General features: G+C 27.7%; 14 protein-coding genes and 1 riboswitch. Of the genes, 13 read left to right on the forward strand and 1 reads right to left on the reverse strand.

Annotated elements, in window-relative coordinates:
* The first annotated feature begins 408 nt into the window (after positions 1 to 408).
* The 6 genes from HCG70_RS02485 (at position 409) to smpB (ending at position 6648) form a co-directional block, all read left to right on the forward strand.
* Positions 409 to 1491 carry an MGDG synthase family glycosyltransferase gene (locus HCG70_RS02485; RefSeq protein ID WP_042395695.1) on the forward strand — a complete coding sequence of 361 codons (1083 nt, stop codon included), beginning with the start codon at positions 409 to 411 and terminating at the stop codon, positions 1489 to 1491.
* A 2-nt stretch (positions 1492 to 1493) separates the two neighbouring features.
* Positions 1494 to 2177 carry a polysaccharide deacetylase family protein gene (locus HCG70_RS02490; RefSeq protein WP_042395697.1) on the forward strand — a complete coding sequence of 228 codons (684 nt, stop codon included), beginning with the start codon at positions 1494 to 1496 and terminating at the stop codon, positions 2175 to 2177.
* Positions 2170 to 3246, forward strand: coding sequence for a lysylphosphatidylglycerol synthase transmembrane domain-containing protein (locus HCG70_RS02495; RefSeq protein ID WP_042395698.1), 1077 nt, complete (start codon positions 2170 to 2172; stop codon positions 3244 to 3246). Before HCG70_RS02490 ends, HCG70_RS02495 begins: the two co-directional genes overlap by 8 nt.
* A gap of 109 nt (positions 3247 to 3355) precedes the next feature.
* Positions 3356 to 3586 carry a preprotein translocase subunit SecG gene (gene secG, locus HCG70_RS02500; protein WP_042395700.1) on the forward strand — a complete coding sequence of 77 codons (231 nt, stop codon included), beginning with the start codon at positions 3356 to 3358 and terminating at the stop codon, positions 3584 to 3586.
* Positions 3587 to 3815: 229 nt separating this feature from the next.
* Positions 3816 to 6071 (forward strand): ribonuclease R, encoded by a 2256-nt coding sequence (gene rnr, locus HCG70_RS02505; RefSeq protein WP_042395703.1) that lies wholly within the window; start codon positions 3816 to 3818, stop codon positions 6069 to 6071.
* Positions 6072 to 6177: 106 nt separating this feature from the next.
* Positions 6178 to 6648: an SsrA-binding protein SmpB gene (gene smpB, locus HCG70_RS02510; protein ID WP_042395960.1), complete on the forward strand. Its 471-nt coding sequence runs from the start codon at positions 6178 to 6180 to the stop codon at positions 6646 to 6648.
* A 29-nt stretch (positions 6649 to 6677) separates the two neighbouring features.
* Here smpB and HCG70_RS02515 read toward each other — a convergent pair whose 3' ends face one another.
* Positions 6678 to 7589 carry an amidase domain-containing protein gene (locus tag HCG70_RS02515; RefSeq protein ID WP_042395705.1) on the reverse strand — a complete coding sequence of 304 codons (912 nt, stop codon included), beginning with the start codon at positions 7587 to 7589 and terminating at the stop codon, positions 6678 to 6680.
* A 388-nt stretch (positions 7590 to 7977) separates the two neighbouring features.
* Between HCG70_RS02515 and HCG70_RS02520 the strand changes: the two genes are divergently transcribed.
* From HCG70_RS02520 to HCG70_RS02550, 7 genes are all read left to right on the forward strand, one after another.
* Positions 7978 to 8976 carry a LacI family DNA-binding transcriptional regulator gene (locus tag HCG70_RS02520; RefSeq protein ID WP_042395707.1) on the forward strand — a complete coding sequence of 333 codons (999 nt, stop codon included), beginning with the start codon at positions 7978 to 7980 and terminating at the stop codon, positions 8974 to 8976.
* 338 nt (positions 8977 to 9314) lie between these two features.
* Positions 9315 to 10694, forward strand: coding sequence for a sucrose-specific PTS transporter subunit IIBC (locus HCG70_RS02525; protein WP_042395709.1), 1380 nt, complete (start codon positions 9315 to 9317; stop codon positions 10692 to 10694).
* A gap of 145 nt (positions 10695 to 10839) precedes the next feature.
* A complete protein-coding gene (locus HCG70_RS02530) occupies positions 10840 to 11496 on the forward strand; it encodes a MarR family winged helix-turn-helix transcriptional regulator (RefSeq protein WP_221697454.1) in 657 nt (218 codons plus the stop codon).
* Positions 11497 to 11702: 206 nt separating this feature from the next.
* Positions 11703 to 11787, forward strand: a riboswitch (cyclic di-GMP riboswitch).
* A gap of 196 nt (positions 11788 to 11983) precedes the next feature.
* Entirely contained in the window at positions 11984 to 19333 is a 7350-nt protein-coding gene (locus tag HCG70_RS02535) for an NPCBM/NEW2 domain-containing protein (RefSeq protein WP_221697455.1), read from the forward strand.
* Between the two features lie 258 nt (positions 19334 to 19591).
* Positions 19592 to 20563 (forward strand): carbohydrate kinase, encoded by a 972-nt coding sequence (locus HCG70_RS02540; RefSeq protein ID WP_042395712.1) that lies wholly within the window; start codon positions 19592 to 19594, stop codon positions 20561 to 20563.
* A gap of 2 nt (positions 20564 to 20565) precedes the next feature.
* The gene (locus tag HCG70_RS02545; RefSeq protein ID WP_221697456.1) at positions 20566 to 21993 is read left to right on the forward strand and encodes a glycoside hydrolase family 32 protein; all 1428 of its coding nucleotides are present in this window, start codon (positions 20566 to 20568) and stop codon (positions 21991 to 21993) included.
* A 380-nt stretch (positions 21994 to 22373) separates the two neighbouring features.
* Positions 22374 to 23891, forward strand: a complete 1518-nt coding sequence (locus tag HCG70_RS02550) for a WG repeat-containing protein (protein ID WP_042395715.1) — start codon at positions 22374 to 22376, stop codon at positions 23889 to 23891.
* Positions 23892 to 24459: the final 568 nt, after the last annotated feature.

Below are 24459 nucleotides of genomic sequence, written 5' to 3' on the forward strand. Positions count from 1 at the left end.
TTCGATTTAGTTAATCGAACTTGCTTGAAGCTCCAAATTTTAATTTGGCTAGTTGAAAGTACACTTTAGTGTACTCAGCGACTGAAGGGAGTCGAGTTTCCTTTAATTAAGCTTAAACGATACATTTTTATAAATTTTCCTCAAGAAGGTCTGTGCACTTAGGTGTACGGCCTTTTTTCATTTCTTACGAAAATGTAATTATAATGCAATATTAATCGATGTTGCAAGCTTTCATATTTTTATAAAATTAATATTGTAAGAAAAGTTAAAATAAACTGTTTCTAAAATGTTAATAAAATTTTAATAAATAAGTAGATTTACGTAAGCAAATATTAAGATTTAGGTTTGTAAATTCTTAATATTTAAATTTTATAATGTGAATATAGTAAGAAGGTTGGGGGATAAGGTATGAATATATTAATTTTAACAGGAAAATTTGGAATGGGGCATTATTCAGCGGCGGAGGCGATAAAGCAAGAAATAGAAGAAAATTATAAAGATATCAATGTAAATATAAAAATAATTGATATTATAGATTATTTATTTCCAGCCATAAGTAGTTATGTTTATAAAAGTTTTGATACTTTAGTTAGTAAATGGGCTAACCTTTATAATTTTATAAATACTAATAATGAAGAGCGGAATATAAAGACATTTAATTATTTATTTATTAAAAAATTGGATAAATTATTTGATAAATATAATCCAGAAGTTGTTATTTCAACTTTGCCAATAAGCTCTCAATATATTTCAAAATATAAATCAATAAAAAAATCTAATGTACCATTACTAACATTTATTACTGATATATCAAGTCATAGTGAGTGGATTCATAAAAATACAAATTATTATTTTGTTGGAGATGAAAAAATAAAAGGTAGTTTAGTTAATAAAGGTATTAGTGAAGAAAAAATAATTATAACTGGAATTCCAGTGAGAAAACAATTTAGAGAAATTGATATGGATTTAAACAAAAATAATAAGAAAAAAGAAGTTCTTATTATGGGCGGAGGATTAGGATTAATATCAGTAAATGATGAATTGTTTGAAGTACTTAATAATGTAAAAGATATAAAAACAACAATTATAACAGGAAATAATAAAAGTATGTATGAATACCTTAGAGACAAATATAAAAATATTAAGGTTATAGGATATACGGAAGAAGTAAGCAAATATATGAAAAATTCAGATTTAATAATTTCAAAATCAGGGGGAATAACTTTATTTGAAGCAATTTATAGTGAAGTTCCAATGTATGTTATAAATCCATTTTTAGTTCAAGAAATTAAGAACTCAAAGTTTATAGAAAAAGAAAAAATAGGAAAAGTAATTAGAGACAAGGATTTTGATATAGTTTCAGATATTTTAAATCTTATTAATGATGATGATGAAATTACGAAGATGAAAAATAATATGAAAAATATAAAAAGCAGAATTAATCAAAATGAAATTATAAATGTTTTAGATAAATTTATGAAGGGGGCATAATCATGGGAATTATAGTTGTAATACTATTTTTAATATTATCATATAGTGTTATTCCAACTTTTTATTTTAAGATTAAGGGCACACCGATAATTAAAAATATTAATGAAGAAAAATATTTAGCATTAACCTTTGATGATGGACCAGATGAAAATTATACAAAACAATTATTAGATTTACTTAAAAAATATGATATAAAAGCTACATTTTTTTGTGTAGCAAGCTTTGCAGAGAAAAATAGTGAAATAATTAATCGTATGAAAGAAGAAGGACATACTATTGGATTACATTCCTTTGAGCATAAAAATGCCTTAATAAAGGGACCTTTATATACTAATAAGGATTTTAAGGAAAGTTCAAAGATAATGAAAGAATTAGATATAGATATTAAATCTTTTAGACCACCATGGGGGCATTTGAATTTAATGACATTATTTAATATAAGAAAATATGATTTTAAATTAGTTCTTTGGGATGTGATTATTGGCGATTGGAAATCAGATATAACTGCTGATGAAATTTCAAGACGATTATTGAAAGAGTCAAAAAATAAAAATGTTATTTGCCTTCATGATGGAAGAGGTAGCAATGGGGCTCCAGCAAGAACAATAGTAGCATTAGATAAAACAATACCAATATGGTTAGAAGAAGGGTTTAAGTTTTTAAATGTAGGAGAACTTTATGAATAGTATGAGTTTAAAAAAGATTTTAAAAAGCAGTTTGCTTTTTATTGCACTTATAGGCGTTACTTTTTTTGTAGTTTTTAAAGATAATAGTTTAAATAATATAGTTGAAACATTAAAGTCTGTAAATTTAACATATATATATGTAGGAATTTTATTTATGTTTCTTTTTATATGTTGCGAAGCTATTAATATAAGACGTATGTTAAGATTACTTTCATATGATATAAGTATTGTTAATGGATTAAAATATGCATTTGTAGGTTTTTTCTTTAGTTCAATAACTCCATCTGCTTCGGGTGGACAACCAATGCAAATTTATTATATGAAGAAAGATAATGTTGATATTTCACATTCATCACTTGTATTGTTAGTAGAGTTGGCTAGTTTCCAATTTGTTACTATAGTTATTGCATTACTAGCGTTCATAGGAAATTATAAATTTATTATAACTTTAAATCCAGCAATTAAGGTTTTAATCTGGGTAGGAATTATATCTAACACTATAGTATTTCTATTTATAGTTTTAGCTATATTTTCAAAAAAGTTTATATCAAAGACGATAGAATTAATTTTTAAGTTAGTAAGTAGGGTTAAATTTATAAATTTAAATAAGTTAATTAAGAACATTGATGAGGAAATTAATCAATATCAAGAAGGAGCTAAATTTATTAAGGAAAATAAGATGGTTATTGTAAAAGTAATTTTAACAACATTTGCACAAATATGTTTCAATTACAGTATTACCTTCTTTGTATATAAAGCTTTTAACTTATCAACATATTCATTTTTGACTGTTTTTTCTTTGCAATCTATATTGTTTATATCAGTATCAGCAATACCTCTTCCAGGTTCTGTTGGGAGTAGCGAAAGTAGTTTTTTAACACTATTTAAGACACTTTTTCCAGTAAGTACGTTAAGCTCAGCTATGTTATTAAGCAGAGGAATTAGTTTTTATTTATTTGTAATAATTAGTGGTATCGTAGTATTATTCATAGGGATATTTAAGAAGAATTTAAAAGAAAAGTATATGAATAATATGACTTTAAACGATAAAATAGCAATAAGTAAGTAAATATGTTTAATAATGGGGCTATTTGTAAATAATCTTGATATATAGTATATATTATGTTATGATGAAGTATATGAATATGCACGAAAAGTACAATATGGGAGGTGTAACCGTGAAAACTTTTTTATTTGTTTTAGAAGCGGTTTTAGGATTAATAGTTGTTATTTCAATATTAATGCAAAAAAGTAAAGCTGATGCTTTAAGCGGGTTAATTCAAGGTAGCAAAAGTGAAACGTTCTTCACTAAGAATAAATCAAAGACAAAAGAAGCAATGCTAGTTAAAGTAACAATAGTTTCAATGCTTTTATTTGCAATAAATACGATAGCATTAAATTTAGTTTAAGATATTTAGGGAGTGTATCGATAAGTAATTTGATACACTCCTTTTATTAATGTAAAAAGTAAGTTGTAAATTTGCTTTTAATATGTTTAAAGATAAAATTATTGAATAAAATTATAGTATAAGATATTTAATTCGCTGTATTGAATAAAAAAACAAACATGTGGTAGTATAATAAATAGTGTGTATAAGAAAAAAATGGAGATATTATAAGTTAGACGGAGGAAATTAAATGGGAATAAAAGAAACCCTACTTAGCTTCATGAGAGAAGAAGCATATAGACCGATGGATATTCAAGAATTGGTTACAGTTTTTGATATTAATCCAGATGAATATAAAGCTTTTAAGAGAGCTTTAAAAGTAATGGAATTAGAAGGTTCAATTGTTAGAACTAAAAAAGATAAATTTGCAGTGCCTGAAAGACTAGGATTAATAAAAGGAAAACTTCAAGCACATAAAAAAGGATTTGGATTCTTAATACCAGAAGAAGAAGGCGAAAGAGATGTCTTTATACCAAGTTCATTTATTAATGGTGCAATGAATAATGATAGAGTTCTTGTACAAATTACTAGAGATGATATCAACGGTAAGAAAAGAGAAGGGGAAGTTATAGAAATACTTGAAAGGGCAAATACTAAAATAATTGGTGTTTATGAAGATAATAGAAATTTTGGATTTGTTGTTCCAGAGGATACTAGATTAAATCAAGATATTTTTATTTCTAAAAAAGACAAAAATGGTGCAATGCATGGTGATGTAGTTATTGTTGAAGTAACTAGGTGGCCAGATAAAAGAAGAAGTCCAGAAGGAATAGTTAAGGAAGTTCTAGGTAAAAAAGGTGAAAAAGGATTAGATATTTTAACTATAATTAAAAAGCATGGGCTTCCAGAAGAATTCCCTCCTAAGGTACTAGCATATGCTGAAGGTATATCTGAGGAAATAGAGGAAAAAGAAATTAAGAGAAGAAAAGATATAAGAAATCTTAGAATGGTTACAATAGATGGAGAAGATGCTAAGGATTTAGATGATGCTGTATCTATTGAAAAATTAGATAATGGTAAGTATAAATTAGGGGTTCATATAGCAGATGTAACTCATTATGTTAGAGAAAAGAATCCACTAGATAAAGAGGCTTTAAAAAGAGGTACTTCTGTTTATTTAATAGATAGAGTTATTCCTATGCTACCTAAAAAGCTTTCAAATGGAATATGTTCTCTTAACCCTAAAGTCGATAGATTGGCATTAAGTTGCTTTATGACTATTGATAGTAAAGGGAAGGTTTGTGAGCACGAAATAGCAGAAACAGTTATAAGAACTTCAGAAAGAATGACTTATACTGATGTAACTAAGATATTAAGAGATCATGATGAAGAGCTTATTAAGAAGTATGATTATTTAGTTGATGATTTTAAAACAATGGAAGAGCTTTGTTTAATTCTTAGAGAAAAGAGAATGAAAAGAGGCGCTATAGACTTTGACTTTGAAGAATCTAAGATAATATTAAATGAAAATGGTAAACCAATTGATATAAAGCCATATGAAAGAGAAATTGCTAATAGAATAATTGAAGAGTTTATGCTTGTTTGTAATGAAACTATTGCAGAGCACATGTTCTGGACTAATTTACCTTTTGTATATAGAGTTCACGAAAATCCAGATGAAGAAAAATTAGATAAATTTAGAGATTTTATATATAACTTAGGTTATACAATGAAAGTTACTCAAGATATTCATCCAAGAATTCTTCAAGAGGTATTAGAAAAGGTAAAAGGTAAGAAAGAAGAAACTGTAGTAAGTACTCTTTTATTAAGAAGTATGATGAAAGCAAAATATACGCCAGAATGTTCAAGCCACTTTGGATTAGCAGCAACTTATTACTGCCACTTTACTTCACCAATAAGAAGATATCCAGATTTACAAATTCATAGAATAATTAAGGAATATTTAAATGGTAAGATTGATGAAAAGAGAGCTACTAAATTAGCACCAATAGTAGATATAGCAGCTAAACAATCATCTGAAATGGAAAGATTAGCTGAAGAGGCAGAAAGAGAAGTTGATGATTTAAAGAAAGCTGAATATATGATGGATAGAATAGGAGAAGAATTCGAAGGAATTATTTCTTCAGTTACATCATTCGGAATATTTGTTGAACTTCCTAATACAGTAGAAGGTCTTGTTCATATTACTGACTTAGATGATGATTATTATGTTTATGATGAGCAGCATTTAATGTTATTAGGTCAAAGAAATAAAAAAGTTTATAGACTTGGAGATTCTGTAAAAGTTAAATGTTCTAGAGTTGATATAGATAATAGAGAAGTTTTCTTTGATATTTTAGATAGCGAACAAAATCTTGAAGAAATTGTACCAAGTGAAGAAACAGCATCAATAATAGCTGAAGTAAAAAAAGAATTTGGAACAAAACCTGAAGAAATAGAAAATACAGAAACTACAACTGAACCAGAAGAGGAATTTAACGAATAATATTTATTTTTTTCGTAATTACATGAGGTAACTAGATATATTGTGATTATTGGTAGTTCTTGATATAATTAAGAAAAAACGTGTAAGTAAAAAGTGGGTGAGAAGATTGGCAAGAGTTAAGAATAGTAATTCTTTAGCTGAAAATAGAAAAGCTCGTCATGATTATTTTGTTGAAGAAACAATTGAAGCAGGAATTGAGTTAGTAGGAACAGAAGTTAAATCTATTAGAGGTGGAAAGTGTAACTTAAAAGATTGTTATGCAGATGTAAGAAATGGTGAAGTATTTATCTTAAATATGCATATTAGTCCTTATGAGCAAGGTAATATATTTAATGTTGATCCTTTAAGAGCAAGAAAGCTTTTACTTCATAAAGAACAAATAGGAAGATTAGCAGGATTAGTTTCACGAGATGGTTATACATTAGTTCCGTTATCTTTATACCTTAAAAATGGTAGAGTTAAAGTAGCTCTTGGGATTTGTAAAGGTAAGAAAAATTACGATAAGAGAGATTCAATGTTAGAAAAAGCAGCTAAGAGAGATATTGAACGTCAAATGAAAGCAAGTAATAGATATTAATAAAAGGTTAGGCAGTGCCTAACCTTTTATTAATATGATAATTTTATATTTTTCTCTTTCCAACCTAAATCAAATGGCATATTGGTTATATTAAATAAATTACTATCTATTAAAGGATATCCATTTGAATCGTATCCAGATATTATAGCTTTGTGATCAGTAAATAGTGATTTATCAAATCTTATGACATCATCTTTATTAAAACTACTAGAAACATTATAATCAGGATTTATTCTTTTAGTATAAGGTAAAGAAGTTTCGGTTAGTGTGAAATCATAATCATTTAAATCATCATTGAAAATATCACTATAATAATCTTTATCAATAATAAAGTTTTCTTCACCATCTTCATTATTATAAGAATAAATAGTCATTATGTGAGGGATAGTAAAGGAAAATTTATTTGAAGTTACTTGTTTATTATGAAGATAATTAAAATTATAGTATTCATCTAAGTTGACTATTATTTTATTATCATTTCTATTTATTTTATTAATAATAACAGATGAACTAATAGAAGTAAAAATTATAGATCTTTCTATTGACCAATCTCTCAAGTAAGCTATTCTCTTAAATTCATATTCTAATGAATATTTCCCATTGGCTTCTGAAGTTCCATAATAATTGTATAATCTTGATACATTACCGTTTAAAAAACTATTATTACGTTCATTAAAAGCTGATGAAATAAACTTAGTTAGAGCTTCTTCATCAGGGGTAGTAGTTTTAGTATAAAGGTTATTTCTTGATTCAATGCTATCAATATCAGCGCTAGCAGCAACACTACTTAAAATGTTGTTTTGTGAAATATAGTTACTAGGAGGAATCTTACCTATGCAAAAGAAGAAGTAAGCAAACAATCCAATTACTAATAAGTAATATCCTATCATTAAAATATTATTTCTAACTTTGACTTTATTGTTTTTATCTATGGGAAGCATAAAATCACTCCTTTAAGTAAAAATACATAAGCTTAATTATTATAAACAATTACCAAATATACATATATAATTAAGGTAATATAAGTACATTTAGCAAAAAGATCTATTTATAGTATTATCAATTTATAAAAGAATTATTTACCAAACAAAAAAGAACAATTATTTTAATATATAAGAATAATTTTGAAAATATTCCTATAATAAATATATATCTAAATATTAAGTTTACTTAGGTAAAGTTATATAGGTAATTTAGTAAAGTAAAGCAGAAGTAGTTTTATTTATAATTATTACTGAAGAATATTAAGAATAATGTGATAAAATTCTTAAAGAATGTTAAAATGTAATAGATAATTTATAAATATTCATTATATAGGGAGGATAGCTAATGGCGTTAAACATAATTGATATTGCAAAATTAGCAGGTGTTTCAAAATCTACAGTATCTAGATATTTAAATAATGGATATGTAAGTGTTGAATCTAGAGAAAAAATAAAAAAAGTACTTGAAGAAACAGGATTTACACCTCAAAGACAAGCAAAAGGTATGAGAACTAAAAAGACGAACTTAATAGGGGTAATAGTTCCTAAAATAAGCAGTGAAACTCCGGCAAGAGTAGTTGAAGGTATTACAGAGGTTTTGTCTCCTAATGGATATGATATTTTGATAGCAAATACAAATTTATCTATAGAAAAAGAATTAGAATACCTTAATATATTTAAATCAAATCAAGTTGATGGAATAATATTTATGGCAACGAAGGTAACAGATAAGCATATAGAAGTTATAAGAGATTTAGAGGTTCCAATAGTTGTTGTTGCACAAGATATTGAAAAATTTCCATCTGTATATTTTGATGAATTTCAAGCAACAGAAGATATAACTAATTATTTGATTGCAAAAGGTCATAAAAAAATTGGATATATTGGAGTTTATGAAGAGGATAAAGCTGTTGGGCTTTATAGAAAGCAAGCTTATATAGAGACATTAAAAAATAATAATATTGAGATAAATTATGAAAACATTAAGAGTGGTGATTTTGATGAGAAGAGTGGATATATATTAACTAGAGAGATGATGGAGGGGGAAGATGTTCCAACAGCCATTGTTGCTGTAACTGATAATTTAGCTTTAGGTGCAATAGAGTATCTAATAGACAACGATTATAAGGTTCCGGATGATGTAGCAGTGGTAGGAATGGGAGATTCTAAAATTTCTAGAGTTATAAGACCGAGACTTACAACTGTACATTATCATTATAAAACGGCTGGAAGAAAATCAGCAGAGATAATTTTAGAAGAGCTTGATAGTAAGATAGAAAAAAATAATTCTGTAGTAAAAAAAGTAAAATTGAAATGTTTACTTGTCGAAAGAAATAGTGTATAATAAAAATATGAAAAGGTTTTACAAAGGGGTTATATGGGAATATTCCCCTGTAAAACTACTTTTAATTAATAATAAGGTAAAAAGTTCTAGTATAAAATTATAAATAAACTATGGACTTATACAAAATAAAATTATATAATCATATTAAATTTTGAATTAATAATAAATTTAATCGCAATGCACAAGATGATATGAAAACGAGAAACATTTATTTATGGAAAGAGTGGGAACATTACCACATTTTTTTATGAGTGTCGTGGGAACATTACCATAAAATGAATAAGGCCTTTATGGCAAGGTAAATATAAGAACATAAAAATATTTGGGAGGATTAAAAAATGGGATCTAACAAGTATTATGATGCTGCTCAAGATATATTAAAATATATCGGTGGCTCAGAAAATATTGCAAGTGCAGCACACTGCGCGACAAGATTAAGAATGGTATTAAAAGATCAAAGTTTAGCTAACAAAGAAGAGTTAGAGAAGCTAGATATCGTAAAAGGTGCATTTATTAATGGTGGACAATTTCAAGTTATTATAGGACAAGGTACTGTTAATAAAGTTTATGCTGAATTAATTAAAATTTGTGGGATAACTGAAATGAGTACTCAAGATGTTAAAGATTCAGGAGCAGAAAAATTAAATCCACTTCAAAAATTAGCTAAATTATTATCAGATATATTTGTACCAATAATTCCAGCAATCGTTGCTTCAGGATTATTAATGGGAATTATGGGATTATGCTCTAAGTTTGGTATTTCTGCTGAGGGAACTTGGTGGTGGACACTACTTGATATGTTTAGTAGTGCAGCATTTAACTTCTTACCAATATTAGTTGCTATCAGTGCAGCAAAAGTATTTAAATGTAATACTTACTTAGCAGCAACTGTTGCTGGTATAATGATTCACCCAGCATTAATGAATGCTTGGGAACAACAATCAGGTGCTGTAGCTCAAACAATGTCTGTATTTGGAATTATTGATATGCCTCTAAAGGGGTATCAAGGAACTGTATTACCAATATTATTTGTAATATTCCTAATGTCTATAATAGAAAGAAATGTTAGAAAAATTGTTCCTAATATGTTAGACATATTATTAACTCCATTAATAACAGTAATACTAAGTGGATTCTTAGCTTTAGTAGTTGTTGGACCATTTGCTAACTGGATTGGTGATGGAATAAGTATATTCTTACAATATGCATTAAATAATTTTGGTATATTTGCAGGTATAATCTTTGGTGGATTATATTCAGCTATAGTTATTTCAGGTATACATCATAGCTTCCATGCTATTGAGTTAGGACTTATTGCTTCAACAGGATTTAATACATTACTTCCAATATGGGCAGTTGCTAACTTTGCACAAGGTGGAGCAGCTTTAGCAGTATACTTCAAAACTAAGAATAAGAAGATGAAAGCTATATCATTACCAGCAGCAATAAGTTGTACAATGGGTATAACAGAAGCAGCTATATTTGGAGTAAACTTAAGATATAGAAAACCATTTATTGGTGCGGCTATTGGTGGAGCAGCAGCAGGTGCTTATGTAGTATTTACACATGTTAAGATGACAGCTGTTGGTGTTACAGCTTTACCAGCTATAGCAATTACTACAGCAGATACAATGGTTAACTACTGTATTGGTTTAGTTATTGCGGGTGCAGTTGCATTTATAGCTACTTGGATAATGGGAATTAAGGAAGAAGCTTAATAAATTAATATAAATAGAGAAAGAAGAAAATGTAAAATGCATTTTCTTCTTTTTTGCTTTTAAATTAATTAGGTACCTTGATAAAAATATATAGAGGATGTATAATGAAAATAACAAGGTACCTAACTAAAAGGAGTGAATATATATGAATAAAGAAATTAAATATGAAAAATGTCCAATATGTGGTAAAGGTTGTGACGTAAATGAACTAAAATGCTGTAGAGGAAAGAAGTTCATAAGATTATTAAATAATGGAGAAATAACAGAAGAAAAGGTAAAGGAATTAAAAGAGCAGTCTAAAAAGCGTGAAGAATTTAAAAAATTACCTCAAGAAGAGAGACTTATGCTAATAATAGGGAAATGTGGCACTATTTTAAATAATAAACATTGTGGTCACCATGGAAGAGGACGTATATTAAGAGTGCTTTTGGAAAAGGGCACAATGACACAAAGTGAATTACAAAATATTATTGATATTCGTTCAGGATCTTTAAGCGAAATTTTAAGCAAGATAGAGGAAAAAGAATTAATAATAAGAGAAAAAGATGAGAATGACAAGAGAAAAGTAAATATATCAATAACTGAAAAGGGTAAAGAAAGTATTTTACTAAAGGAAGAAGAACTTAAAAATAGGTCAAAGGAATTATTCAATGCGATAAATGAAGAAGAACAACAGCAATTAGAAGTAATATTATCAAAGTTGCTAAAATCGTGGAGAGGAAACATTGCACATGGAGAACATATGAAAAGTCATGGCAGATGTAAACATAAAAAACACATGAAAGAAAAAGAAATAGAATAATTTAAAAAATAATTAATATTAGTTAAGTATGCATAGTATAAATGGAATATAAGTCGAATAAAAGGAAAATAAATATTTATTAATGAAAATTGTGTTGAAAAATATGAAAGTTAATACTTTTTAATAGATTGCTAATGAGAATGGGATATAATTTATATAGTAATTATTTTACTGTAAATAATATTAAGGATTATCAATATTATTGAAAATTTAATAGGCAAACTTAAAGAAATTTAAGGACGCAAAGCTATAGGGACTAAGGTTTAATTACTATGTCAGCCAGTTGCCAAAGAGTACATTAGACTTTTTGTTTTTAAGTAAATAAAGTTTTTATATTTCATTGAAGTGCTTTACTTTCAAGTAAATGCACCCTTACAGCATTTTCGATAAATATTAATCTTTATTAAGACTTATTTTTAGCTACTCTTTAGAGAGTAGCTTTTTTAATGTACTTCTCTTGGGAAATAATATTTCGGGGGGAAAATAAATGTTAAAAAGAAAATTATCAACACTAATTTTAGCTGCAACAATAACAAATTTACTATCTACACCTGTTAATGTATTTGCAGAGACATTAAAACAAAATGATACTATCCAAGTTGATGGAGCGGTGGAAGAAACTGAAAGTAAGGAGGCTACTGTAACTAAATTTAGCTTATATGGTAGCGATTTATTGGAGCGTTATAATGAAGTATTTAAAATGGATAATTCTAATATTGAATCTATAACTAATAATGGTGGGAAATATGGAAGTAGCACCATAGATAAAGCTATAGATGAAAACTTCAAAACTCATTGGGAAACAGGCTCACCTAATAGTTCAAGTTTTACTAATGAGGTCATAATTAATTTAAAAGAAGCAACTACATTAAATAGAATAGTTTATGCAGCAAGACCAGATGCAGGGGGAAAAGGCTTTGCTGAAGAATTTGAAATATATGCATCTAATGATGATAGTGATGATTTTCAATTAGTAGCTACTGGTGAGTATAAAGATTCAACAAGAGATGTTGTAGAAATAAAATTTGATGCAACTGAATTTAAGAAAATAAAGTTTGTATTTAAAAAGGCTAATCAAGGTTGGGCAAGTGCATCTGAATTTATGTTTTATAAAGAAGATAACATAATAGATAAAATGAATAATATATTCACTAATAATTCAAAGAATGAGTTAAGTGAAGAATTTAATACACTAGAAAAATTAGAAGCTTTTGATTTAGAAGCAAGTACACATCCTTTATATAGTGAAATAGCAGAAGATATTAATAATGCTAGAATAATATTAGAAGGAAAGGTATTAGAATTTACAGAGGCTAAGGTATCTAACTTTAAGTCGTTTAATGATGAAAGGTTAGCAAGTTATGATGAATTATTCAAGGTACCATTAGAAAAAGTTACAAGTATAACAACTAATGGTGGACAATATGCCTCTAATGATATATCAAGAGCCATGGATGGAGATGTAAACACAAATTGGCATTCAGGTAAGCAAAATACATCTAGCCATACAAATGAAGTGGTAATAACTTTAGATGAGTTAACTACGATAGATAGAATAATGTATACAAGCCTAGTTTCGAGAGGGTTTGCACAAGAGTTTGAAATATATGGATCTAGAACTTCTGAAGGGGATACATTTGAGAAAATATCAGATGGATCTACAAGTATAACGACTAAAGATACTTTGCAAATAAAATTTAAAGAAACAGAAGTAAGAAGAATAAAGTTTGTATATAAAAAGGGATATGAAAATTGGGCATTAGCTTCTGAATTTGGTTTATATATGCCAGATGAATTAGATCAAAAAATAGATATATTATTTGTAGATGAAAAAATGAATGAAGTTAATCCTGAATTTGGAACAATTGAAGCTATTAATAATTTAATAGCAGAATCTAATGGACATCCATTTAAAGATGAATATATTGAAAAGTTAAATTTAGCTAAAGAGTTAATTGAATTTGGGCAAGTTGAAAGTGGTACTGCAAATGTATCTAAATTTGAACCATTTTATACAGATTATATAAATGAATATGATGATGTATATAGAGTTAAAAACTTAAGTATAAGTAACAATGGAGGACAATATGCTAGTTCTGCAATAAAGTATGCAATAGATGAAGATGCTAATACTCATTGGGAAACAGGAAAGCCTAATAGTGATTCATTTAAGAATGAAGTTATATTAACCTTAGAAGAAGCAGAAGTAATAAGTAGATTAACTTATAAATCAAGATCTGGTGGAAAAGGGTTTGCAGAGCAGTTTAGTATATATATATCGCCAGTTGACTCAGGAGATAATTTTCAAAAGGTGACAGAAGGTAGTTATACAGTAACTAATGATATGTTAGAAATACAATTTGATGCAACTAAAGCTAAAAGAGTAAAATTTGTATTTGATAAGGCGCATGAAAACTGGGCATCAATTTCAGATATAAGATTATATAAAGAAGATTTAGTATCTAAAAAAATGAAAACACTATTTACAAATGGATTAATGGATACTGTTTCAAATGAATTCAATACTATAGAAAAATTAGCAGAACTTGAAAGTGATATTAGTGAACATCCATTAGCACCAGTTTATTTAAAAGATATACAAGTGGCTAAGGATATTGTAAATGGTACTTTACAAACTGTTAAAACTGTTGTCGCAGAACAGTATGGGGATAGAAATGCACATGCCAATAGTAATTTAAAGTTTGGATTTGGTAATAATAATCAGCCTACTGGAGTAGTTGCTAGAGCAGGGGAAACAATAACAGTATATGTTGATGCAGAACCAGGGCAACCATTACCACAGTTAATGTTTTCACAACAAGAAGGAAGTTTTGCAAGTTGGGGAAGGACAGTAAGTTTACATATAGGTAAAAATGTAATAACTGTACCTGCTGTTAGTCAAAATGATGGATGGTATAGACATGATGTAACTCCAGGTGGAGCTGTATATATAGTAAACCCTTATACTGAAGAACAACAAAGTAAAGCTCCAGTTATAAGATTTGCATCTGGTTGTGAACAGTTCCCTATGATGGATAAAAATACTGATGAAGAAGAGTTCTTACAGCTTCTAAAAGATTATAAAGCAAGACTTGATGCGGACAAGGCAGAAAATCCTAATGTTATGGATAGGAAAATGATAGATGTTGTAGAGATAGTTTCAGATCATCTTGTATTTACAGGAACTGCAACAGGGGCATATGAGGCTTATATAAACCAAGAATTTGGTCCAATGAATACTGTAAATATGTATGATGATCATATGGATATGATATTTGAATATTTAGGTATGGATGGAAGTAGCATAAAGAATGATATTAAGTATACTAGAGAGAATATAAGATTAGCTCAGCCATTTGGATATATGTATGCTGCATCTGGGCATATAGGTGTTCAAAGTGATGTAATGGTATCTATGTTAACTAGTGTAGGAGGCTGGGGTGTTGATCACGAAATGGGTCATAAGCTTGATATAGGAGTAAGAACTATAGGTGAGGTTACAAATAATATGATACCTCAAAATTCTTCTTATTATTATAATAATCCAAATAAAAGAATACCTTTCGAAAGTCATGTTTTCAAAAATGTTATATCAACAGATAGTAATTATTATTATGATGGAGGATATTTTGAAAACTTAGCTGTTTATTGGCAATTAGAAATGATATATCCAGGATATTGGGGGAAATTAAATAGCCAGTACAGAGAAAACAACATAGTTTTAGATTCAACAAATTCAGCAAATGATAAGTTAAATCAGTTAGCTAAATATTCTAGTATAGCTTTAGAATTAGATTTAAGCGAGCATTTTGAAAGACATGGATTCTGGGTTTCTGACGAGACAAAAGAGTTATTAAGTCAATATCCAAAACCTGATATAAAAACTTGGTATGCTAACTATGATTATATAGAATATGATGGTGAAGGATTTACTAGTAATCCAGAGTTAAATGTTAATGTGCTTAAAGAAAATGAAAATATAAAATTATCTTTTAGCGTTAATGAAGAGTTTAAGGATGATGTATTAGGTTATGAAATATTTAAAGATGGTGAATTAATAGGATTTACTTCAACTAATAGTTTTGTTGATACAGAATCAAATATAGGAGAGTCAGTAAATTATACTGTTGTACCATATGATAAAAAACTAAATATTGGAGAAGAAGTAGTAGTAAATTCTTTAACACCAAGTTTAAGCGTAGAACAAGAGTCAATAAGTATAAAACTTAGAGAAGAATTCGATCCAATGAATTTAGTTAAAGCATTAAATTACAATGGAGAAGATATAAGCTCAAATATAGTTATAAATGGAGAAGTTAATGTAAATGAAAAAGGGACTTATCCATTAGAATATACTATTGAAGATAATGGAGTGGTTGTTACAAAAACAGTAAACGTACAAGTGGTAAGTAATTATGATTATTTATCAGATACAGCTTGGACAAGCATTACAACTCAATATGGGACTCCAAGAAGAAATAGTAGTATAAAGGGTAGAGTAAATAATGAAATAAAAACTTTTGATAAAGGGTTTGGAATACATGCAAATGGTAAGATAACTTATGATTTATCAAATGTAGATTATGACTACTTTGAAGCATTAGTTGGAATTGATATGGGAATAGGATCTCAAAGCAATTCAAGTGTAGTATTTAAAGTTATTGCTGATGGTGAAGTTCTAGCTACTACAAGTGTAATAAAACATGCAGATAATATGGTTGCTATAAATGTTCCAGTTAAGGGCGTTCAGGAATTAGTTATAGAAGTTAGTGATGGAGGAAATGGAAATACATCTGACCATGCAGTAATAGCAAATCCAAAATTAACTACTAATAATGCAAAACCAGATTTAACTGTTACAGATAAAACTTATAAATTAGGAGAAGTAGTAGATTTTAATGAAGGTATATCTGCTACTGATATTGAAGATGGAGATTTAACTTCAAGTATCGAAATAGTTTCAAATACTTATGAAGCAGAAAAGGTTGGTAGATTTGAAGTTACTTATAGAGTTTCAGATAGTGATAATAATGTAGTTGAAAAGATTTCATATATAACAGTGTATGAAGAGCTAACTACAACTAAATCAAAGTATGGGGCATTTAATAATTTAGAAGCATATAATGAAGAATTCAAAATACCAGTAGCTTCAATTTCTAATAATGGTGGAAACTATGGAAGCAGTGTTATTGGATATGCAATAGATAATAATAGAAATACTCATTGGGAAACTGGAAATCCAAATAGTCTATCATTCCAAAATGAAGTTGTGTTTGATTTAGGTGAAGTTAATGAGATAGATAAAATTGCTTATGCAGCTAGAAATGGTGGGAAAGGGTTTGCAACTAAATTTGCAATTTATGTTTCTACCGAAGCAGAAGGCAATGACTTTAGATTAGCAGGTACTGGTTCATATAATGGTAGTGTAAATGATGTTATTGAAATTGATATAACTAAAACAGAAGCAAGAAGAGTTAAGTTTAAATTCATTGAAGCAAATCAAAACTGGGCAAGTATAGGTGAAATGTCATTCTATAAAACTGATGAATTATCAGATAAAATTAAGAATGAATTATTTACTGACAGTAATCAAAATGAAGTAAGTGAACAATATAATACTTTAGAAAAGTTAAATGCATTAAGAGAAGAGGTTAGTGCTCATCCAGCAGAAGAACTTTTCCAAGATGATTTAAATAGGGCTGAAGAAATTATAAGAAATAAATTCCCAAGCTTAACTGTAGGTGAAACAGAATATGTTAAGTTAAGAAGTGAATATGATTTAATGTCATCTGTAAATGCTAGCGATCAAGAAGATGGAGATATAACAAATAAAGTAGTAATTAATTCAAATAATTTTACAACTAATAAAACTGGTGACTATAAAGTATCATATACAGTAACAGATAGTGATGGAAATATTGCTACTTCAGAAAAAACTATTGTAGTTTATAGTGATTCAGAGTATTTATCTGATATCGATTGGGATTCTGCAAGAACTGACTATGGACAAGTAAGAAAAGGTTTAGCATCAGGTGGAGCTAAAATTAAGTTAAGTGTAAATGGTGAAGAAAAAGTATTTGATAAGGGTATTGGAACTCATGCAAATTCAGAAATAGTTTATAACTTAGAAGGTAAAAATTATGAATACTTTGAAACTTATGTTGGTATAGATAGAAATATTGCACAACAAAATAATTCAAGTGTAATATTTAAAGTTTATGCTGATGACGTAGAAATTTATAATAGTGGAATAATGAAATGGGCAGATGATGCTAAGTTAGTAAGAATCCCATTAGAGGGAGTATCAGAGTTAAAGATTGTTGCAGATAATGCTGGAAATGGAAATGCATCAGATCATGCTAGCTTTGGTGATGCTAAATTCTTAATATTAAATGCGGCACCAACACTTTCTATACCAAAGTCAGTGTCTACAAAGGTAGGATATCCTATAGAGTTAAATGAAGAATATTCTGCAAGTGATGCTGAAGATGGAGATTTAACAAATAATATTGAAGTAGCAGGAGAAGTTAATTTTAATAAAGCTGGAAAGTATGAATTAACTTATAAAGTAACCGATAGTGATGGGAATACAACTACAAAAACAAGAACTATTGCAGTAGTTGATATGAATGATTACACTTACTTAACAGAATATGATTGGAATTCAACTAATAACAGTTATACTGCTCCAAAGAAAGATATATCAATAAGTGGAAGAACTTTAAGATTAACAGGTGAAAATGGACAAGAAGTATCTTATGAAAGAGGTATAGGATCACATTCAACATCTACTATAATTTATAATTTAAGTGATAAAGATTATGCATATTTCACTTCATATATTGGTGTAGATAGACAAATGTATGGAACTGTTGGGTCTGTAAGCTTTGAAGTTTGGGTTGATGGTGAAAAGAAATTTGATAGTGGATTAATGACATCAAGAGATTCACAAAAGTATGTTGAAGTAGATATTAATGGAGCTAAGGAGTTAAAACTTGTTGTAACTGATGGTGGAAATGGTAATGGTTCAGACCATGCAACATGGGGTGATACTAAATTACACTTTGCTAATAATAATGGTTTTGAAATAAATAGAGCTGAATTAGATTCATTAATTGAAACTATAAATAACTTAAATAAAGATATTTATACAGGAGAAAGTATTGATAATCTACAAGAAGTGTTAGAAGTTGTTAATGTAGAGTTAGCTAATGGATATACTCAAGAAGAAATTGATAACTTGTTCATTAAATTAAATGAAGCATATGAAAAGTTAGAAAAAGCTGTTGATTTATCAGAAGTAGTTAATATTTCAGATGAATATTTAAAAGAAGCTATTAAGTCAGAATTAAATATATCATCAAATGATATAACTATAGGGGATATGTATAACCTTACTGAATTAAATGCTATGGGTTATGGAATTTCAGATTTAGAAGGGTTACAATATGCTAAAAATTTAGAAACATTAAATTTAGATTATAATGAAATAAATGATTTATCTAAACTTAAGGGGTTAGAGAAATTATTTAATTTACAAGCTATGTACCAAAATATAGTGATAGGAAGTCTTTATAAAGAAGATAATAAAATAACTGTGAAATATGATGCTGTTAATAGAGAAGGAAAGACAGTAGAATTATCAGATATAGTAGTTAGAAATAATATAACATTAGAAGATGTTTCTCTTCATATAGATGAGTGTGTAGATGAAAATGGAGTAGTATCATTTGATACAACTAACTTTAATAAAGCTTATCATACATTATATTTAGTATATGAAGATAAAGAAAATAATTATTTAGCTCAAGTGACATATATGTTTGACAATAGATAAATAAAAAATAGATACCTATAATTTATAGGTCTTTATAGTTAGAGTTTTATGTTTTAACTTTATACTATAAAGGTCATATAAGGATAATAGGTATCTTTTTTTATTAAATCAGGATATTTATTAGAAAAAATATATAGACTAAGAATGAATAAATGTTATAATAATATCGTAGAAAAATGATATAAAAATATTTATTTAAATTAATATATTTTTTAAATAATGAGGGAACGTTCCCGTAAGTGTAGAGGAGGAAGAGTTATGAAAAAAGTAATTTCAATAGGTGAAGCTTTAATTGACTTTATACCACATGAAAAAGGACAATCTTTAAATAATGTAAGTAATTTTTTAAGAGTAGCAGGAGGAGCTCCGCTTAATGTAGCAGCTGCAGTTGCAAAGTTAGGTGGTAATGCACAAATGCTTACTAAGTTAGGTGTTGATAGCTTTGGAGATCACATCTTAGAACAAGTTGAACCTTTAGGAGTAGATATATCAAAGGTTTTAAGAACAAAAGAAGCAAATACTGCATTAGCATTTGTTTCATTAAGAGAAGATGGAGAAAGAGATTTTTCATTCTACAGAAACCCAAGTGCAGATATGTTATTAAATGCAGAAGAAATAGAAGAAGAAGTATTTGCACAAGGTGGAATATTACACTTCTGTTCAGTTAGTTTAATAGATGCACCAATAAAAGAAGCCCATAGAAAAGCTATAGAATTTGCTAAAAGGAATAATTGCTTAATAAGTTTTGACCCAAATGTTAGATTACCATTATGGGAAACACCAGAAGCTTGCAGAGAGGCAATTTTAGAATTCTTGCCATTTGCTAATATAGTTAAAATAAGTGATGAAGAATTAGAATTCATAACTGGAATTGCAGATGAAACTGAAGCATTAAACTTCTTATTACAAGGAGATGTTGAAGTTATAATCTACACAAAAGGAACTAATGGTGCAGAATTTATAACTAAGGAAAGAAAAGTATTTTCTCCATCATTTAAAGTGGAGGCTCAAGATACAACAGGAGCAGGAGATTCATTTATAGGATCATTCTTATATCAAGTTGCTGAAGGCGATAATACTTTAGAAAGTTTAGTTAATTTACCAGAAGAAAAGGTAAAAGAAATATTAACTTTCTCAAATGCAACAGCTGCATTAACAGTTTGTAAAAGAGGAGCTATAGGTGCTTTACCGACTAAAGAAGAAGTTTTAACATTAGCACAAGGGAGATAGTTATGTTAAGAGTTGATTTTGATAAGCAAATAAATGAATGTATGAACAAGAATTTAGATGCTGTAAATAGTGACAAATGGAGAAATAAATATCATATAATGGCTCCAATAGGATGGATAAACGATCCTAATGGATTATGTGAATTTAATGGAGAATATCATTGCTACTATCAATACTCACCATTAACGCCAATGGGAGGATTAAAGTTTTGGGGGCACGCAGTTTCTAAAGATTTAGCTAACTGGGAAGATAAAGGAGTTGCTCTTTATCCAGATATAAATGAAGATAAGGATGGGGTATATTCAGGGTCAGCTTTTGTAAAAGATGATACAATTTATTTCTTCTATACAGGGAATGTAAAGCATGCAGGAGAGCATGATTATATATTAACAGGAAGAGAACAAAATGTTATTTTAGTAACTAGTAAAGATGGTATAAACTTCTCAGAAAAGAAAGTACTTTTAAGAAATACAGATTTCCCAGCTGATATGTCACTACACGTTAGAGACCCTAAGGTTTGGGAAGAGGATGGAGTTTATTATATGGTTCTAGGAGCTAGAACTACTGATGATAAAGGATGTATCTTATTATATAAATCAAATGATCTTTATAATTGGGAATTCCACTCAGTACCAGCAGGTAAGTTAGATGATATGGGATATATGTGGGAATGTCCAGATACATTTAAGTTAAGTGATAAAGATGTATTAATGTTTTCACCACAAGGTATGGAAGCAGAAGGATATAAATATAATAATGTATATCAATGTGGATATGCTGTAGGGAATTTTTTGAATGATAAGAAAGAACTTAAACTTGGCGAGTTTGTTGAAATAGATAGAGGATTTGATTTCTATGCTCCGCAAACTTTTGAAGATTCTAAGGGAAGAAGAATAGTTATAGGATGGATGGGAGTGCCAGATGCTGTAGAACATAAGAATCCAACTATAAATAACTTCTGGCAACATCAATTAACAATTCCAAGAGAGTTAGTTTTAAAGAATAATAAGGCATATCAAATTCCTGTTGTTGAATTAGAGGCTTTAAGAAAAGGTGATTCAATAAAAAAAGAGGTTTCTTTAAATGAAGCTAATACTTTAGAAATATTTGAAAGCAATACTTTTGAATTAAATATTGATTTTATAAACACTACAGAGTTTGAAATAGCTTTAAGAGAAGATTGTAAGCTTTCATTTAATAATAAGGTATTTAAATTAGAACTTGGAAGATCAGGCTATGGAAGAGATATGAGAGCAGTAGAAATTGAAGCTGTTACTTCAATGAGAATATTCTCTGATAATTCTTCTTTAGAAATTTTCTTGAATAATGGAGAAGAAGTATTTAGTACTAGAATCTATAATGATTTAGTTGATTCTACTTTAACATTAAAGGGGAATGGTACTGCAAGAATTGAAAAATGGAACTTCTAAAAATATATTTAGAAAAGAGATATTTTTAGAAGATATTCATAGATTAAATTAGAAAATGAATTATTTATAAAATTTATTCAGTAATTTGTACTAACTATAATGGATAGAACCTTTTAGCACTACTTAGTTCACTATATATTAAAAATAAACTTCTAAAATTTATTGAACTTTTACTACCACTATTTGTTTATTTTTTATTTTAGAACATTTACAATAAATTTGAATAGTATATATTATCTAAGAATAAGAGATGGTAAGGCTTACGAACGCATAGGTCTTATCATTTTTTATTTTGAAAGAAAATATAAATAGTATTAAAATAGCTAATTGACATATATAATATAAAATGTAATTAATTATAATAAGAAGGTGAACTGCAAATGGGCAAAAGTGATGAAACTCATCGATGTGATGTGCAGAAAATTGCAGAGGAAAAATATATAACTCAAAAAGCAGCTAGCAAAAGAGCTGTTATTATTTTTATTACTGCTTTTTTAATAGTAGGAATAGTAATAATAGGTATAGTATATTATTTACTTAGTGTGAAATTTATAAGTAGTAATATGGGGAGAACTTTAGGAAGTGTTGAAATAAAAATTGAAGATAAGCCACAAGTAGAAACTGATGGTAATAATGTTTTTGTTAATAATATAAAATTGTATCAGTATGAAGAAGAGAAGGAACTAGATTTATATCCATTTGTTGATGAAGAAGGAAGGTATGGTTATATTGACAGTAGTGGAGAAGTTATAATTGAACCACAATATGGATATGCAAACTTTTTTTCTGAGGGGATGGCCTTTGTAGTTATAGATGAAAAAGGTGCGTACATAAACGAAAAAGGTGAAGTGATTACTAGTGGTGATTATTTTTATGGAGATAGTTTTTGTAATGGATTAGCAGTTGTATACTATTATGATATTAAAGGTAATGAAGAGGATGATGAAATTAGTGCTGTTATTAATAAGGATGGAAAAGAAGTTTTAAGGGATAAATATGATTATGTTACTACAGAATATAATGGGTTTATTGTAGCTGAAAAAGATAATAAAGAAACTTTATATGATGTAAATGGTAATGAAATTTCTTTAAGTAATAAGTGCTCTATATATAGAGGATATATCGATGGATATGCTGTTATACAAGATAATGAAAGTTATGACTATTATATTTTAAACGAGGATTTAAAAATTATTAATTTTAACGAGTATAATATTACTGATATATCTAATAGTTTTTATGAATTATATAATGAAGATAAAGGAGAATATGTATATTTAAATAATAAACTAGAACCAATATATTTAAAGGATGATTATAGCTATTTAACTTGTTTTGATAATGAGAATGAAATTGCATGTGTATATTATTATGGAAGCAATGAAAGAGTATATACCTATATAGATTATTGTGGAAATAAGTTATTTGATTCTAAATATGAAATTGATAGTTCTTTTGTAGATGGAATTGCTAGTGCTTATTTAGTTAATGAGGATAATTATAGTTATGGGATAGTTGATTCAAAAGGAAATTTAATAGAAGAGGGATTTTATTATGTAGAGGTTGCAAATAAAAATAGATTAATAGTATATGATGAAAATTATACTAATGTTGGAGTAAGAGATTTAGAAGGAAATTGGATTATTGATGATGAATATGATTCAATTACAGCTTTTAATAATGTATTTATTTGCAAAACTATAGATGGTGATAATGAAAGTTATGATGTATATACTATTAATGGGAAAAAGATAAATGATAAATCTTTTGGAGCTTCTTTTTTTAGTTATTCTAAAATGATATATATTTATGATATTAATAGAGATGATTATGAAAATGACTATTATATAAACTCTGAAAATTATGATGTAATACAGTTTGAAACTAAAGATGATTAGAATTTTAAGCAATGTCTTAATGATGTTGCTTTTTTTATTTTATTAGTATGTATATGAGTATATAAAAGAGCTAGTTTTGTGCACTTATGAACAGTTAAATGGGAAAAATATGAATAAAAGTGTGAATAGTTTTTTATTTCATGTGTATAACTTTTTAAATTTTATTGTAAAAATAAAGTAGAGCCTAGCATCCGGCGAAGGACAAACTAGACTCTACGGTAATTAGCACTTTACGTACCAACTGCTAATTTAGAATAACACCTTTCGACAAAGAATGCAAGAGTTTTTATTTATAACTTAAAATTATATTGAGTATTAAGGTTATAATAATAAAAGATTAGTATATAATATAAAAAGTAATTAGTTTATAAATTCTATTTATATTTATGATTTAAATAATTAATTGTAAATTATAAAGAAGTTAAGTTTAATAATTGGAAAAGAACTATTAAATTTAAAAAATTTTATGGTAGATTTAGAAAATTTGTTTTAAGAATAAATAAAATTTCTTGTAAAAGAATAATATTATCAGTTTACCAAAGGTTTAATAGAATAGTTAAGTTGACAG

The organism is Clostridium sp. K04, assembly GCF_019734375.1.
GTDB lineage: Bacteria > Bacillota > Clostridia > Clostridiales > Clostridiaceae > Clostridium > Clostridium saudiense.

Coding starts and splice junctions, on each gene's coding strand:
- HCG70_RS02520 (WP_042395707.1), top strand. CDS start 7,978: ATGGCGTTAAACATAATTGATATTGCAAAATTAGCAGGTGTTTCAAAA.
- HCG70_RS02525 (WP_042395709.1), top strand. CDS start 9,315: ATGGGATCTAACAAGTATTATGATGCTGCTCAAGATATATTAAAATAT.
- HCG70_RS02515 (WP_042395705.1), bottom strand. CDS start 7,589: ATGCTTCCCATAGATAAAAACAATAAAGTCAAAGTTAGAAATAATATT.
- HCG70_RS02530 (WP_221697454.1), top strand. CDS start 10,840: ATGAATAAAGAAATTAAATATGAAAAATGTCCAATATGTGGTAAAGGT.
- HCG70_RS02535 (WP_221697455.1), top strand. CDS start 11,984: ATGTTAAAAAGAAAATTATCAACACTAATTTTAGCTGCAACAATAACA.
- HCG70_RS02550 (WP_042395715.1), top strand. CDS start 22,374: ATGGGCAAAAGTGATGAAACTCATCGATGTGATGTGCAGAAAATTGCA.
- HCG70_RS02495 (WP_042395698.1), top strand. CDS start 2,170: ATGAATAGTATGAGTTTAAAAAAGATTTTAAAAAGCAGTTTGCTTTTT.
- HCG70_RS02490 (WP_042395697.1), top strand. CDS start 1,494: ATGGGAATTATAGTTGTAATACTATTTTTAATATTATCATATAGTGTT.
- HCG70_RS02485 (WP_042395695.1), top strand. CDS start 409: ATGAATATATTAATTTTAACAGGAAAATTTGGAATGGGGCATTATTCA.
- HCG70_RS02540 (WP_042395712.1), top strand. CDS start 19,592: ATGAAAAAAGTAATTTCAATAGGTGAAGCTTTAATTGACTTTATACCA.
- HCG70_RS02545 (WP_221697456.1), top strand. CDS start 20,566: ATGTTAAGAGTTGATTTTGATAAGCAAATAAATGAATGTATGAACAAG.
- rnr (WP_042395703.1), top strand. CDS start 3,816: ATGGGAATAAAAGAAACCCTACTTAGCTTCATGAGAGAAGAAGCATAT.